The sequence below is a fragment of the Streptomyces sp. NPDC037410 genome (assembly GCF_055602235.1).
In genome coordinates, this window is the sequence record NZ_JBVJWR010000016.1 from 19,892 (window position 1) to 32,956 (window position 13,065).

Consider the following 13,065-nt stretch of genomic DNA (forward strand, 5'->3'; position numbering starts at 1 on the left):
TCCTCGCTAGTGCTTGGTGGCGAGAACCGCGATGCGGCCCTTCTCGCCGGAGGCCCAGCAGGAGCCGTCCGGGGCGCAGTCGACCGTGTCGTACGAGCCGGTGTCGACCGTGCGCCAGGTGCGTCCGCCGTCGGTGGTGAGGTCGGTGCCGGTCGGGCCGACGGCGAGCGCGGCCGCCTTGCCGTGCGGGAGCCAGGCGACGCCGGAGCGGTAGGCGGGCGGCGGGGTGGCCGAGGGGTTCCAGGTGCGTCCGCCGTCGGTGCTGACCGCGCCGGCGCTCGGGGACGGCTGGTCCTTGCGGTAGTCGCCGCCGACGGCGATGCCGTGCGTACGGTCGCGGAAGGCGAGCCCGAAGACGCCGCGGGCCGGGTCGCCGGCCGGGATCGGGGTGTCCGTGGCCGTCCAGGTCAGCCCCCGGTCGGCGGAGTGGAGCACGCGCGCGGTGGCGCCGCCGCCCGTGGCGAGCCACACGTCCCGGGGTCCTGCCGACACGAGGCACTGGCCGCTCGCGGCGAAGCCCGCCTCGCCGGGGAGCGCGTCCGGCATCCCCGCGCTCGGCACGACCTCCCAGGAGCGGCCGCCGTCGCGGGTGGAGAGGATGCGGTACTTCCCGTCGACCGGGTCGCTCAGGGCGAGGCCGTGCCGGTGGTCGAAGAAGGTCATGCAGTCGTAGAAGGCCCGCGCGTCGGTGTTGCGGAAGGACTCGGTCCAGGTGGCCCCGCCGTCCTCGGTGCGCAGCACGCGGGAGGCCTCGCCCTCCCCGATGGCGAGGACGACGGCCCGGCGGGCGTCGAAGGCCTCGACATCACGGAACTCCAGGTCGCCCGCGCCGGCCGGCGACACGTTCCGCCAGCTGCGCCCGCCGTCGGTGGTGCGCAGGACCGTGCCCTTCGAGCCCGCGGCCCACGCGGTCCTCCGGTCGACCGGCGCGAGCCCCCGGAAGCGGGCGTCGGTGCCGGTCGGTGTGAGCTGCCAGCCGGCCGCGGCCGTGGGGGTCTCCCCGGCCCGCGCCGGGGCGGCCAGGGTCAGCGCGAGCGCCGCCCCGATCAGCCCCACCGACATCGTTCGTCTCGTCTTCCCCATGGACGTCATGGCGCCGGAAGCTAGTGCCCCGGGCCCGTCGGCGTCCAGGGTGCGTCCTCGGCCCGGCGTTCCTAGGCTGGGTCCCATGACGGACGGTGAAGGGACGACGGAGGAACGGCCCCGCCTCAAGGAGTACGAGGGCGAGGGCATCACCGTCACGTTCGAGCCGCGCCGCTGTCTGCACGCGGCGGAGTGCGTCCACGGCCTGCCGGAGGTCTTCGACCTGTCCCGGCGCCCGTGGGTGCTGCCCGACGCCGCCGACGCCGCCCGGGTCGCGGAGGTCGTCCGGCGCTGCCCCTCCGGGGCGCTCCAGTACCACCACCGCCCCGAGGACGCCGTCGCCGAGCCGCCGGACTCCCCCACCACGGTCCGCCGCACGCCCGCCGGCCAGCTGGTGGTGCGCGGCGACCTCCTCGTGACGGGCGCCCACGGCGACCGGCACGAGACCCGGGTGATGCTCTGCGGCTGCGGCGCCTCCGGGAACCAGCCGTACTGCGACCACTCGGGCCCCTGCGCGGAACCGGACGACGACGTTGCCGAGAACCGGTGACGACCAGCCCGGCCACGTGCGCGCATCGAGCCCACCCGACCCGCAGACGCCCACCGACCCCCGCCGTACGCGCACGCACGCCCGCCGGCATCAGCCCACGAACACCCTCGCGCCGGACGACCCGGGAAACCGTTCCAGAGAACCGGTGACACAACTCACGTCGTACCGGAGTGCACGTTCCGGTCTTCCCGATCGTCTTGAGGGGTGTCAGGTGCCCTGGTGTCGGGGAGACGCACAGGATCCGAAGCCCGCGTGAGAGGAGCCGGTCTTGTCCGCCGTCATCGAGCAGGCCGTGCAGGCCCGTCTGGTCGCGTCCGCGCCCCGGATGGAGACCGTCCCCGCCACCCTGCGGTACGACCGCGGTGATCCGTACGCCGTGAGCATGGCGTTCCCGCCGCCGGCCACCCTGGAGGGCGTCGAGGTCTCCTGGGCCTTCGCGCGCGAGCTACTCGTCCAGGGGGTCGAGCGCCCGGCCGGGGTCGGGGACGTGCGCCTGCGTCCGTACGGGTTCGACCGCACGGTGGTCGAGTTCCACGCCCCGGAGGGCGTCGCCATGGTCCATGTGCGGACCTCCGAGCTGCGCCGCTTCCTGGAGCGCTCGCAGCACCTGGTGCCGGCGGGCCGCGAGCACCAGTACCTGGACTGGGACCAGGACCTCGCGGAGCTGCTCCGCGAGCGCCCGTGACGTCAAATCGTTTGCCGCTCCTTCCGCCGGGGGCGTACGGTCGTTCCTGACCTTGTCGTCACCCGATCGGAGAAGGACGTTGCTCGTCTGAGGTTGCGAGACACCGAGCCGCGCGTGCCCCCTGTGCCGCGTGTGCCGTTCTCGACCTCGGCGTACGAGCCGTTCTCCACACTGCCCGCGCCCCGGTGTCTCTCGCGTTGCCCCCTTTCCACACCCACGCGACCGGGAGCCTCCATGGCGCATCACCCCACCTTCCTCACCTGTTCCTCCGTCTCCTTCTCCTGGCCCGACGGCACCGAGGTCCTCGACGACTTCCGGCTGACGGTCGGTCCTGGCCGTACCGGGCTCGTCGGGCTCAACGGCTCCGGCAAGTCCACCCTCCTCAAGCTGCTCGCGGGCGAACTCACCCCGCTGGAAGGCACCGTCAAGGTCACCGGCGAGCTCGGCTACCTCCCGCAGAACCTGGTCCTGGACACCTCGCGGCGGGTCGACGAGATCCTCGGCATCGCAGGCAAGCGGGCCGCCCTGCACGCCATCGAGGCGGGCGACCCCGCGGAGGAGCACTTCACCGCGATCGGCGACGACTGGGACATGGAGGAGCGGGCCCGGGCCGTCCTCGACCAGCTCGGACTCGACCACGTCGGCCTGGACCGGACCGTGGGCGAGATCTCGGGCGGCGAGTCCGTGCTGCTGCGCCTCGCCGCGCTGCTGCTCGCCCGGCCCGACGTACTACTGCTCGACGAGCCCACCAACAACCTGGACCTGCACGCCCGCGCCCGGCTGTACGAGGCGGTGGAGAAGTGGTCCGGGGTCCTGGTCGTGGTCAGCCACGACCGGGAACTCCTGGAGCGCGTCGACCAGATCGCCGACCTGCGCGACGGCGAGGTCGCCTGGTACGGCGGCAACTGGTCCGCGTACGAGACGGCGCTCGCCGCCGAACAGGAGGCCGCTGAGCGGATGGTGCGGGTCGCCGAGGCCGACGTGCAGCGTCAGAAGCGCGAACTCTCCGACGCCCAGACGAAGTCGGCGCGCCGGAGGCGGTACGGGCAGAAGAGCTTCGAGAACAAGGTCGCGTCGAAGCTCGTCGCCAACAGCAACAAGAGGGACGCGCAGGTCACGGCCGGCAAGCAGAAGACACTGCACATGGAGCGCCTCTCGGAGGCGCGGGAGCGGCTCGACGCGGCGGTGGAGGCGGTACGGGACGACGACGAGATCCGGGTCGAGCTGCCGCTCACCTCGGTGCCGCCGGGCCGCGAGGTCCTGCACCTGCGGGACCTGGAGCTGCGCTACGGGGCGCGGGTCGAGGGCGCGTTCGAGCTGCGCGGTCCGGAGCGGATCGCCCTGGTCGGGCGGAACGGCGCCGGGAAGACGACGCTGCTCCGGACCATCGCCGGGGAGCTGGAGCCGCTGGCGGGCGAGACGGACCCGCGGGTGCCGCTGCGCTTCCTGCCGCAGCGGCTCGACGTGCTCGACGACGGGCTGAGCGTGGTGGAGAACGTGGCCCGCTTCGCACCCGAGGCGACGGCGAACACGATCAGGGCCCGGCTCGCGCGGTTCCTGTTCCGTGGGGCGCGGGCGGATCAGCCGGTCGGCACCCTGTCGGGCGGGGAGCGTTTCCGGGCGACGCTCGCGGCGCTGCTCCTCGCGGAGCCGGCTCCGCAGCTGCTGATGCTGGACGAGCCGACGAACAACCTGGACATGGCGTCGGTGCGGAAGCTGACGGCGGCGCTCGACGCGTACGAGGGGGCGCTGATCGTGGCGAGCCACGACGTGGCGTTCCTGGAGTCGCTGGGGATCACCCGCTGGCTGCTGCTCGACGGCGAGCTGCGGCCGACGACGCCGGAGGAGATCAGGGGGACGGCCCCGAGCACGGCGTGATCGGGCCGGGTGCTGGTCGTAGAGGACGATCCGCGGCGCCTCGAACTGCGAGCGGGACCGGGGCTGGTGGGAGGAGCACCGCGGGCCGCTCCCGCCCGCCCCCCTCGACCTTGCCGAACCGGAGTTCCACGCCTGGGAGTTGGAGACCTCCGTCACCACCCACGTCCCGGGCCTCCGGCAGACCGAGGAGCACGCCAGGGCGGTCTTCGACACCGCCGTCCCCGCACTGCCGGGACCCGGCCTGGAGGCCCGGCTCGCGCGCCGCCGCGGGCGCTCATCCCGGCCGTGAAGGCCGGGGCGGCGGACCATCTGCTCTGAGCCGCCGATCACTCGCTCCGAGGCGCCGGGCATCTGCGCTGCGTAGTCGGCCGCTTGACCGGCGGACGCCGGACAGGACGTGACCTGCGTCTCCGGCACCCCTCCGGAGCTGCGCGCATAACGGAACGTAACCGGACATCGCCGGGACGGGCTTGGCCGACGCCTTACGGAGGCTTAACCTACGGTCTCGTAACCTACGAATCCGTAGGTATGCCCGTATGCCCTTCTCCGTCCCCAGGAGTTCCCCGTGACGCTCACCTCTCCCTCCCTCGGCAGCTCGGCAGGGTGGACCGACGCACGGCTGCTCTACGCGCTCGAAGAGGTCGTGGAGAAGGAGCTCAACCGGCACCTCAAGGTCACCAAGGACTGGATGCCGCACGAGTACGTGCCGTGGTCCGACGCCCGGAACTTCCCCGGCTTCTTCGAGGACGGCGAGGCCTGGGAGCCGTCGCAGTCCAAGGTCACCGACATCGGCAAGATCGCCCTCGTCGTCAACCTGCTCACCGAGGACAACCTCCCGAGCTACCACCACGAGATCGCCAGCCTCTTCGGCCGCGACGGCGCCTGGGGCACCTGGGTGCACCGCTGGACCGCCGAGGAGGGCCGGCACGGCATCGTGATGCGCGACTACCTGCTCGCCTCGCGCGCCGTCGACCCGGACAAGCTGGAGCAGTTCCGGATGGCGCACATGAGCGAGGGCTTCGAGTCCGACAACCGGCACTCGATGCTGCACTCCGTCGCGTACGTGGCCTTCCAGGAGCTCGCCACCCGCATCTCGCACCGCAACACCGGCCACCAGTCCGGCGACCCGGTCTGCGACCGGATGCTCAGCCGCATCGCGCTCGACGAGAACCTGCACATGATCTTCTACCGCAACCTGCTGGGCGCGGCCTTCGAGATCGCCCCCGACCTGACCATGCAGGCCGTGCGGGACGTCGTCGTCAACTTCCGGATGCCCGGACACGGCATGCCGGGCTTCGAGCGGGCGGCCGCGCAGATGGCGATCGGCGAGATCTACAACATGCGCATCCACCACGACGACGTCCTCCAGCCCGTCCTGCGCTTCCTCAAGGTCCTCCAGATCGAGGGCCTCGGCCCGGACGGCCTGCGCGCCCAGGAGGAGCTGGGGCTCTACATGAACGGTCTGGACAGCGAGGCGAGCAAGTTCGACGAGAAGCTCGCGGCCCGCAAGGCCCGGATGGCCGCGCGCGCGGCCGGCTGAGCCGCCCACCGGGGCGGCCGGGCGGTTCAGCGGCTCTGCCGCTTGAGCCGCCCGCGCTCCTTCTCGGAGAGCCCGCCCCACACCCCGAACCGCTCGTCGTGGGCCAGGGCGTACTCCAGACACGCGAGGCGCCCCTCGCACGCCCCGCACAGCTGCTTCGCCTCGCGCGTCGACGAACCGGGGGCCGGGAAGAAGAACTCCGGGCCCGCCTGGGCGCACAGGGCGTTCTCACGCCAGGAGAGGTCGGGGGCGGTCAGCACGTCGGTATCCATGACCGACAGCCTGCCCAGGGGCCGTAAACGCGCCATCAACGTTCGATCAATGGCGCATACATCGCGCCCGGTGCGGCGTTCCCGGCCGGCCGGAAGCGCGTATGAACGGTGTGTTTCCGTCCTCGTCCGGGGTCTGATCCGGCTCCCGCCATGTGGGAGCGTGGGAGCATGATCACCCACGGGGAGCGAACCCCATGACGACCGAGGCCGGCACCGGGCGGCCCCCGGCGGGCGCCCAGGCGGTCCGCCGCGCACTGGACGTGCTGCACTGTTTCCACGACAACGGGCCCGACCTGAGCGCCTCCGACCTCGCGCGCCGGCTCGGGCTGTCCACCTCCACGGCGCACCGGCTCGCCCGCACCCTGCTCGGCGCGGGCTTCCTGGAGCAGGACGCCAGGACCGCGCGCTACCGGCTCGGCCCGGCGATGACCGAGCTGGGCCGGCTCTCGTACCACCAGCGGGGGCTGCACCGGGCGGGGCCCGAGCTGGCCGATCTCGCCGAACGGACGGGCACGACCGCCGACTTGGCGCTGCGCAGCGGCCCGCACGCGGTGATCGTGGCGGGCGGCACGGTGACCCCGAGGGTGGGCCTGCGCCGGCCGCTGCACTCGACGGCGCTCGGGAAGGTGCTGCTCGCGTGGCCGCGGGCGGACGAGGAACCCGCCCCTCTCACCGCCGAGTCGGCGCGCGTACGGGAAGCGGGGTTCGCCCTCGACGACGGCGAACCGGCCCACGCGGTCCGGGCGCTGGCCGTGCCGGTCCTGGGGCGGGCGGGGCACGCGAGGTTCGCGCTCTCGGTCCGGGGAGCCTCCTGGCTGATCACCGACGCGCGCCTCGACTGGTACCTGGCGCAGGCGCGGGCCTGCGCGCGTGCCCTCGAGGTGCTGCTGCTCGCCCCGGCGGAGCGCCGGGAGCCGGGCGAGCGGGCCGGACAGCCTCCGGGGCCGCCGGCCGTCCGGGCCTCCGTCGCCGTCTTCGCCGACCAGGTCCCCGCTACTTCTCCTCCGGTTCCTTCTCCTTCTTCGCCCGGCTCGGCTGCACCCGCTTCGGCTCGCCCGGCATCTTCGGGTACTCCGGCGGGTACGGCAGGTCGCCGAGACCGTGTTCCGCCTCGTCCCGCCGGGCCAGTTCGAGCAGCGACTCCAGGCTGAACCGCTCGTCGTCCATGTCCGCGTGGACGTCGCCGACCTCCGCGTACCGCGCCGGCATCGTCCTGATGTCGAAGTCCCTCGGCACGGCCTCGTCGATCTCCTCCCACCGCAGCGGCGCCGAGACGGGGGCGTGCGGCCGGGGGCGTACGGAGTAGGCGGAAGCGATCGTGCGGTCCCGGGCCGTCTGGTTGTAGTCGACGAAGATCCGCTCGCCGCGCTCCTCCTTCCACCACTTGATCGTGACCCGGTCCGGCATCCGCCGCTCCAGCTCCCGGCCGCAGGCGATCGCCGCCCGTCTGACCTGGGTGAACGTCCATTCGGGAGCGATCGGCACGAAGACGTGGAGGCCCCGGCCGCCCGAGGTCTTCGGCCAGCCGCGCAGCCCGTGCTCGTCCAGGACCGCGCGCAGCTCGTGGGCGGCGCGGACGGCGTCGCTGTAGTCCGTGCCGGGCTGCGGGTCGAGGTCGATGCGCAGTTCGTCGGGGTGGTCGGTGTCGTCCCGGCGTACCGGCCAGGGGTGGAAGGTGACGGCGCCGAGGTTGGCCGCCCAGAGCACGGCGGCCGGCTCGGTGGGGCACATCTCGTCGGCCGACCGGCCGCTGGGGAAGGTGATGTGGGCCGTCGGGATCCAGTCCGGGAGGTACTTGGGGGCGCGCTTCTGGAAGAAGGACTCGCCGGTCACCCCGTCGGGGTAGCGCTCCAGGGTGGTGGGGCGGTTCCGCAGGGCGCGGGTGACGCCGTCGCCCACGGCCAGGTAGTACTGGACCAGGTCCATCTTGGTGTAGCCGGGTTCAGGGAAGTACACCTTGTCGGGGTTGGAGACCCGCACGGTCCGGTCGCCGACCTCGAGCTCCACCGCTGCCGCCTTGCCTGCCATGCGGGTCAGCCTAGGGCTCGCCGACCATTTCCGCATACCGGACAAAAACCCCATGGGCGCCGAATATCAAGAGGAGGAATCAGTTCCGCCAAGCCGGGACGGCGCGCCTTACGTCATGGCCCAAGTGGGCCGCTCGCGACGTCCGTTGGCCGTCAACCTGTGCGATCATGATCATCTTCCGGCCGGTCGCCGGATTCCTCCCTTTTTGACTGCAGAGGACCGGAGCACGGCGAACGGCGCGGCCGTTCGCCAGTGGCCCTGCACCGGTGGCGCCAACCAGAAGTGGCACCGCTACTCCTCGACGAACCTGCCCGTCGGCGAGTACTACTACGTGAACGTCCACAGCGGCAAGTGCCTGGAGATCGGCGGCTGGAGCCAGCAGGCGGGCGCTCCCGCGCGGCTGTGGTCGTGCCACTACGGCGCCGACCAGAGCTTCAGCATCACGGCCGTGGACTGGTAGACCCCCTTGAGCGGGTGTCGGGCATGCGTCCGGCACCCTGCCCACCCCCCGCTGGACGGCCTGCCACGCCAGGCAGGGCATCAGGTGAGCCCGTGCAGCGCTCGCCGTGCCGTGGTCGCGCGCGTGGCGGAAGATGGTGACCGACTCGGCCGGTACCACGAGGATTCACGGTCACTCACAGGCGTAAGGGCAGGTGGAGAGCAATGGATCTTCCGGTGATGCCGCCCGTGAAACCGATGCTCGCCAAGTCCGTGAAGCGGATCCCGCCCGGGATGCAGTACGAGGCGAAGTGGGACGGCTTCCGTGCGATCGTGCACCGGGACGGGCCGGAGCTCGTCATCGGCAGCCGTACGGGCAAGCCGCTCACCCGTTACTTCCCCGAGCTGGCCGGGGCCCTCTCCGCCCGGCTGCCGGAGCGCTGCGTCGTCGACGGGGAGATCGTCATCGAGCACGACGGTCGCCTCGACTTCGACCGGCTCTCCGAGCGGATCCATCCGGCCGACTCCCGGGTCCGCATGCTCGCCGAGACCACCCCGGCCCGGTTCATCGCCTTCGACCTGCTCGCCCTCGGGGACGAGTCCCTGCTCGACACCCCGCTCAGCGAGCGCCGAGCCGCACTGGAGCGCCTCCTCGACGGGGTCGACGCGCCGGTCCACCTGGCGCCGGCGACCCGGGACCCGGCGGTCGCGGAGCGGTGGTTCGAGCAGTACGAGGGCGCCGGGCTCGACGGGGTGATCGCCAAACCGCTCGATCTGCCGTACCGGCCGGACGCCCGCCTCATGTACAAGATCAAGCACGAGCGGACGGCCGATGTCGTCGTGGCCGGATACCGCTTCCACAAGAGCGGTCCGGTGGTCGGCTCGCTGCTGCTCGGTCTGTACGACGACCGCGGCGTCCTCCAGCACGTCGGCGTGTGCGCGGCCTTCACCGCCGCCCGCCGCGCCGAGCTCGTCGAGGATCTCGAGCCGCTCCGGATGGACCCGCCGGACGGACACCCGTGGGCGGCCTGGACGGACGAGGCGGCGCACGAGGGGGCGCGGCTGCCGGGCGCGCCGAGCCGCTGGTCGGGCAAGAAGGACCTGTCGTGGGTGGCGCTGCGGCCGGAGCGGGTCTGCGAGGTCGGCTACGACCACATGGAGGGCGACCGCTTCCGCCACACCGCGCAGTTCAAGCGGTGGCGCCCGGACCGGACGCCGGAGTCCTGCGGCTACGGGCAGCTGGAGGAGCCCGTCTCGTACGACCTGGCCGAGATCCTCACGTAGCCGTGGAAAGCGCGATCCGGGAAACCGGCGCGCCGCAACGTGAGATGCCACACATTCGACGGCCGCACGACCCGCCCGCGACACCTCGGACCGACCGTGCGTTCGGCGAACGTCCGAGCGATACGCAAGGACCGTGCGCAAGGCGACGATCGGTGCCCGGCCCCGTACCTGCGGGAACGCGTCCGGCGCCGGCCCGCGCCCGCGCCCGGTCCGCTCCCCCGGGGCCCGCGCGGCCTCCCCCGGGCGCGCCCGGCCGTTGCCCGGCCGCGACATCGCCGTGCCGGAACCCGGACGCCGATCCGGTACGTATTGGAGAGGAGACCCTTCCTTACCCTCCCCGGACCGACTAGGACTGACCCGTGATCACCTCGCCCTCGCGCCTCGTTCCCGTCCCGATCCCCGACAGCGTGGCCGCGATGATCGGCGCCTGCCTGCCGCTGCACGTGCTCCAGGCCGAGGTCGACGCGGACTGCGCGGCGCGCGAGGTGTACCGCTTCCGGGGACCGCTCTGCGCGGAGGACCGGGCGGACCGCGAGCACGCGCTGGCCGCCCTCGCCCGGGCCAACAAGATCCTCGCCAAGCACCACCCCCGACTGCCCGTCACCCCCTGACGCAGGGCACCTGTCCGGCCGTCCCCCGGATGCGTGAGGGCCGTGGCGGTGTGACGCTGCGAGAGTGACCACGACCAGCGACGCAGCGCCCGCGCCCTCGGCCGCCACCGAGCCACCCGTGCTCGACAGCCGCCGCCGCAACATCGTCTTCGGCACGATCATGCTGGGCGTCCTCCTCGCCGCCCTCGACCAGACGATCGTCGGCACCGCCCTGCCCACGATCGTCTCGGACCTCGGCGGCGCCGCCCACATGTCGTGGGTGGTCACCTCCTACCTGCTCGCGGAGACGGTCGCGACCGTCCTCGTCGGCAAGTTCGGCGACCTCTTCGGCCGCAAGGTGATCTTCCAGATCTCCGCGGTCGTCTTCATCACCGGCTCGTTCCTCTGCGGACTCGCCACCAACATGACGCTGCTCATCGTCTGGCGCGGTCTCCAGGGCGTCGGCGCCGGCGGCCTGATGGTCACCTCGATGGCGCTCATCGCCGATGTGATCCCGCTGCGCGAACGCGGCAAGTACCAGGGCGCGATCGGCGCCGTGTTCGGTGTCTCGACCGTCATCGGACCGCTCCTCGGCGGCCTGTTCACCGACCACCTCAGCTGGCGCTGGGCCTTCTACGTCAACGTCCCCATCGCGATCCTCGTCGTCATCGCGGCCGCCCGGACGATCCCCTCGGTGCGCTCGGCGAGCCGGCCGGTCATCGACTACGCCGGCATCGCGCTCGTCGCCGTGGGCTCCAGCGCCCTGATCCTGGCGACCAGTTGGGGCGGCAACGAGTACGCCTGGAGCTCCGGGGTCATCATCGGGCTCTTCGTGGGCGGCCTCGTCGCCCTGGGCCTGTTCTGCTGGGTCGAGACCCGGGCGCCCGAACCCATGCTGCCCATGCGCCTGTTCCGCAACCCGGTCTTCACCGTCTGCTCCGTGCTCAGCTTCGTCGTCGGCTTCGCCATGCTCGGCGCGATGACCTTCCTGCCGACCTATCTGCAGTACGTCGACGGGGAGTCGGCGACCATGTCCGGCATCCGCACCCTGCCCATGGTCGTCGGCCTGCTCATCGCCTCCATCTTCAGCGGCAACTACGTCAGCAAGACCGGCCGCTACCGGGTCTTCCCGATCGTCGGCTGTCTGGTGATGGGCATCGGCCTCTACCTGCTCTCGCTGATGGGACCGAGCAGCGGCACCGGGCTCGAGTCGCTGTACATGTTCGTCCTCGGCGCCGGGATCGGCCTGTGCATGCAGGTCCTGACCATCGCCGTGCAGAACACCGTCGACTACGCCGACCTCGGCACCGCCACCTCCGGCGTCACCTTCTTCCGCACCCTCGGCAGCTCCTTCGGCACCGCCGTCTTCGGCACGATCTACACCAACTCCCTCAAGCCCAACCTCGCCTCGGGGCTCGTCGAGGCCGGCACCATCGCCAGGAGCCTCGGCGTGAACCCGGCCGGAATCGCGCAGGCCGCCCAGAACCCGGCCGGCCTGCACCGGCTCCCGGACCGGATCGCGGAGCCGATCGTCCAGGCCTACGCCGACACCCTGCACACCGTCTTCCTCTGGACGGTGCCGGTCGCGGCCGTCGGCTTCGTCGTCGCCCTCTTCCTCAAGCAGGTGGAGCTGCGCGACTCGGCCCGCTCCGCCGCCCCCGACATGGGCGAGGGCTTCGGCTCCCCCACCATGTCCGGCGACTCGGAGAAGCTCCTCGAACTCTCCGTCGGCCGCATCCTGCGCCGCCAGGACCTGGACACGGCCCGCCGGATCGTCATCGGCTCCGACACCCGGCTCGACTTCGCCGGGGCCTGGGCGGTCATGCAGGTCGAGCTCTTCACCCGGACCGTCGGGCACGCCAGCCTGGGCCTGATCTCGGCCGGCCGCCGGGTGCCGCCGGAGGTGCTGCTCCCGGTCTTCGACCGGATGGTCGACGAGGGCTTCCTGACCCGCGACGGCAACCTGCTCTCCCACACCACGGCGGGCAAGCGGGAGGCGGAGGTCATCACCCACGCCTGGGGCGACTGGCTGTCCGACCAGGTCGAGAAGGAGCGGGGCCGACCCAGCGGGCCCGAGCTGCGGGTGGCGACGGACGCCATCGCCAAGAAGATCGTGGCCGAGGACCTCGCGCAGGGGCTCCCGAGGGAACCGGTGCCGGCGGGCGCGCGCTGAGCTCAGTCGACGAAGTCGCCGTCCACGTACACCCACGCGCCCTCGTGGCGGGCGAACCGGCTCCGCTCGTGCAGGGCGCCGGCCTCGCCGCCGTGGACGTAGCGGGCGGTGAAGGTGACGGTGCCGTCCCGGTGGAAGGCGGTGCCGTCGGTGGCCCCTTCGATCTCCAGGCCGGCCCACCGCATCCCCGGGTCGAAGTCGACCTCGCCCGGCCGCGTCTCCGGCGCCCAGGTGCGCAGCAGGTACGCCTCGTCGCGGACGACGAAGGCGCTGTAGCGGGAGCGCATGAGGAGCTCGGCGGTGGGCGCCGTGCCGGCGGTGCCCGAGTGGAACCGGCCGCAGCACGCGCCGTACGCGGCGTCGAGTCCGCAGGGGCAGGGCGAGGCCGCGGTCACGGCGGGCGCGGCGGCGGCCGGGGAGGTGCGGGGGCGGGTCTTGCGTCGGGACATGGCGCCATTGTCCCCCACCCGGCGGGGCGCGGTGGCGCCCGGCATGCGGACGCCTTCGTGGACGACCTCCTGGAATCCCGCTGCTCAGAGCACTC

13 protein-coding genes and 1 pseudogene are annotated in these 13,065 nt (G+C 72.5%); 10 read left to right on the forward strand and 4 right to left on the reverse strand.

The features are described from left to right. Positions 1 to 6 precede the first annotated feature (6 nt). A complete protein-coding gene (locus tag ACZ7HT_RS25100; protein ID WP_471169910.1) occupies positions 7 to 1,092 on the reverse strand; it encodes a WD40/YVTN/BNR-like repeat-containing protein in 1,086 nt (361 codons plus the stop codon). A gap of 76 nt (positions 1,093 to 1,168) precedes the next feature. Here ACZ7HT_RS25100 and ACZ7HT_RS25105 point away from each other — a divergent pair, with 76 nt between their 5' ends. The 5 genes from ACZ7HT_RS25105 (at position 1,169) to ACZ7HT_RS25125 (ending at position 5,736) form a co-directional block, all read left to right on the forward strand. Next, a complete protein-coding gene (locus ACZ7HT_RS25105) occupies positions 1,169 to 1,633 on the forward strand; it encodes a (4Fe-4S)-binding protein (RefSeq protein WP_471169913.1) in 465 nt (154 codons plus the stop codon). Between the two features lie 268 nt (positions 1,634 to 1,901). Continuing rightward, entirely contained in the window at positions 1,902 to 2,318 is a 417-nt protein-coding gene (ssgD, locus tag ACZ7HT_RS25110) for a spore wall synthesis regulator SsgD (RefSeq protein WP_359516049.1), read from the forward strand. Positions 2,319 to 2,552: 234 nt separating this feature from the next. After that, entirely contained in the window at positions 2,553 to 4,196 is a 1,644-nt protein-coding gene (locus ACZ7HT_RS25115; RefSeq protein WP_471169916.1) for an ABC-F family ATP-binding cassette domain-containing protein, read from the forward strand. Positions 4,197 to 4,224: 28 nt separating this feature from the next. Further along, positions 4,225 to 4,485 (forward strand): Scr1 family TA system antitoxin-like transcriptional regulator, encoded by a 261-nt coding sequence (locus tag ACZ7HT_RS25120; RefSeq protein ID WP_471170337.1) that lies wholly within the window; start codon positions 4,225 to 4,227, stop codon positions 4,483 to 4,485. Positions 4,486 to 4,761: 276 nt separating this feature from the next. Further along, entirely contained in the window at positions 4,762 to 5,736 is a 975-nt protein-coding gene (locus ACZ7HT_RS25125; RefSeq protein ID WP_471169918.1) for an acyl-ACP desaturase, read from the forward strand. A gap of 26 nt (positions 5,737 to 5,762) precedes the next feature. Here the strand turns inward: ACZ7HT_RS25125 and ACZ7HT_RS25130 are convergent, their stop codons facing one another. Further along, positions 5,763 to 6,008, reverse strand: a complete 246-nt coding sequence (locus tag ACZ7HT_RS25130) for a WhiB family transcriptional regulator (protein ID WP_352026574.1) — start codon at positions 6,006 to 6,008, stop codon at positions 5,763 to 5,765. Positions 6,009 to 6,202: 194 nt separating this feature from the next. Between ACZ7HT_RS25130 and ACZ7HT_RS25135 the strand changes: the two are divergent. Continuing rightward, a pseudogene (locus ACZ7HT_RS25135) lies at positions 6,203 to 6,925 on the forward strand (IclR family transcriptional regulator); the annotation flags it as partial. A gap of 76 nt (positions 6,926 to 7,001) precedes the next feature. Here the strand turns inward: ACZ7HT_RS25135 and ligD are convergent. Continuing rightward, positions 7,002 to 8,036 carry a non-homologous end-joining DNA ligase gene (gene ligD, locus ACZ7HT_RS25140; RefSeq protein ID WP_471169921.1) on the reverse strand — a complete coding sequence of 345 codons (1,035 nt, stop codon included), beginning with the start codon at positions 8,034 to 8,036 and terminating at the stop codon, positions 7,002 to 7,004. A gap of 205 nt (positions 8,037 to 8,241) precedes the next feature. Between ligD and ACZ7HT_RS25145 the strand changes: the two genes are divergently transcribed. From ACZ7HT_RS25145 to ACZ7HT_RS25160, 4 genes are all read left to right on the forward strand, one after another. Next, a complete protein-coding gene (locus tag ACZ7HT_RS25145; protein ID WP_471169923.1) occupies positions 8,242 to 8,496 on the forward strand; it encodes an RICIN domain-containing protein in 255 nt (84 codons plus the stop codon). Positions 8,497 to 8,699: 203 nt separating this feature from the next. Further along, the gene (locus tag ACZ7HT_RS25150; RefSeq protein WP_471169925.1) at positions 8,700 to 9,758 is read left to right on the forward strand and encodes an ATP-dependent DNA ligase; all 1,059 of its coding nucleotides are present in this window, start codon (positions 8,700 to 8,702) and stop codon (positions 9,756 to 9,758) included. 416 nt (positions 9,759 to 10,174) lie between these two features. Then, entirely contained in the window at positions 10,175 to 10,369 is a 195-nt protein-coding gene (locus tag ACZ7HT_RS25155) for a hypothetical protein (RefSeq protein ID WP_221518607.1), read from the forward strand. Positions 10,370 to 10,433: 64 nt separating this feature from the next. After that, complete coding sequence (locus tag ACZ7HT_RS25160) at positions 10,434 to 12,521, forward strand: MDR family MFS transporter (protein ID WP_471169928.1); 2,088 nt, start codon at positions 10,434 to 10,436, stop codon at positions 12,519 to 12,521. Between the two features lie 2 nt (positions 12,522 to 12,523). On the opposite strand, the gene ACZ7HT_RS25165 is transcribed toward ACZ7HT_RS25160, so the two are convergent. Continuing rightward, positions 12,524 to 12,970 carry a YchJ family protein gene (locus ACZ7HT_RS25165; RefSeq protein WP_471169931.1) on the reverse strand — a complete coding sequence of 149 codons (447 nt, stop codon included), beginning with the start codon at positions 12,968 to 12,970 and terminating at the stop codon, positions 12,524 to 12,526. Between the last annotated feature and the right edge of the window lie 95 nt (positions 12,971 to 13,065).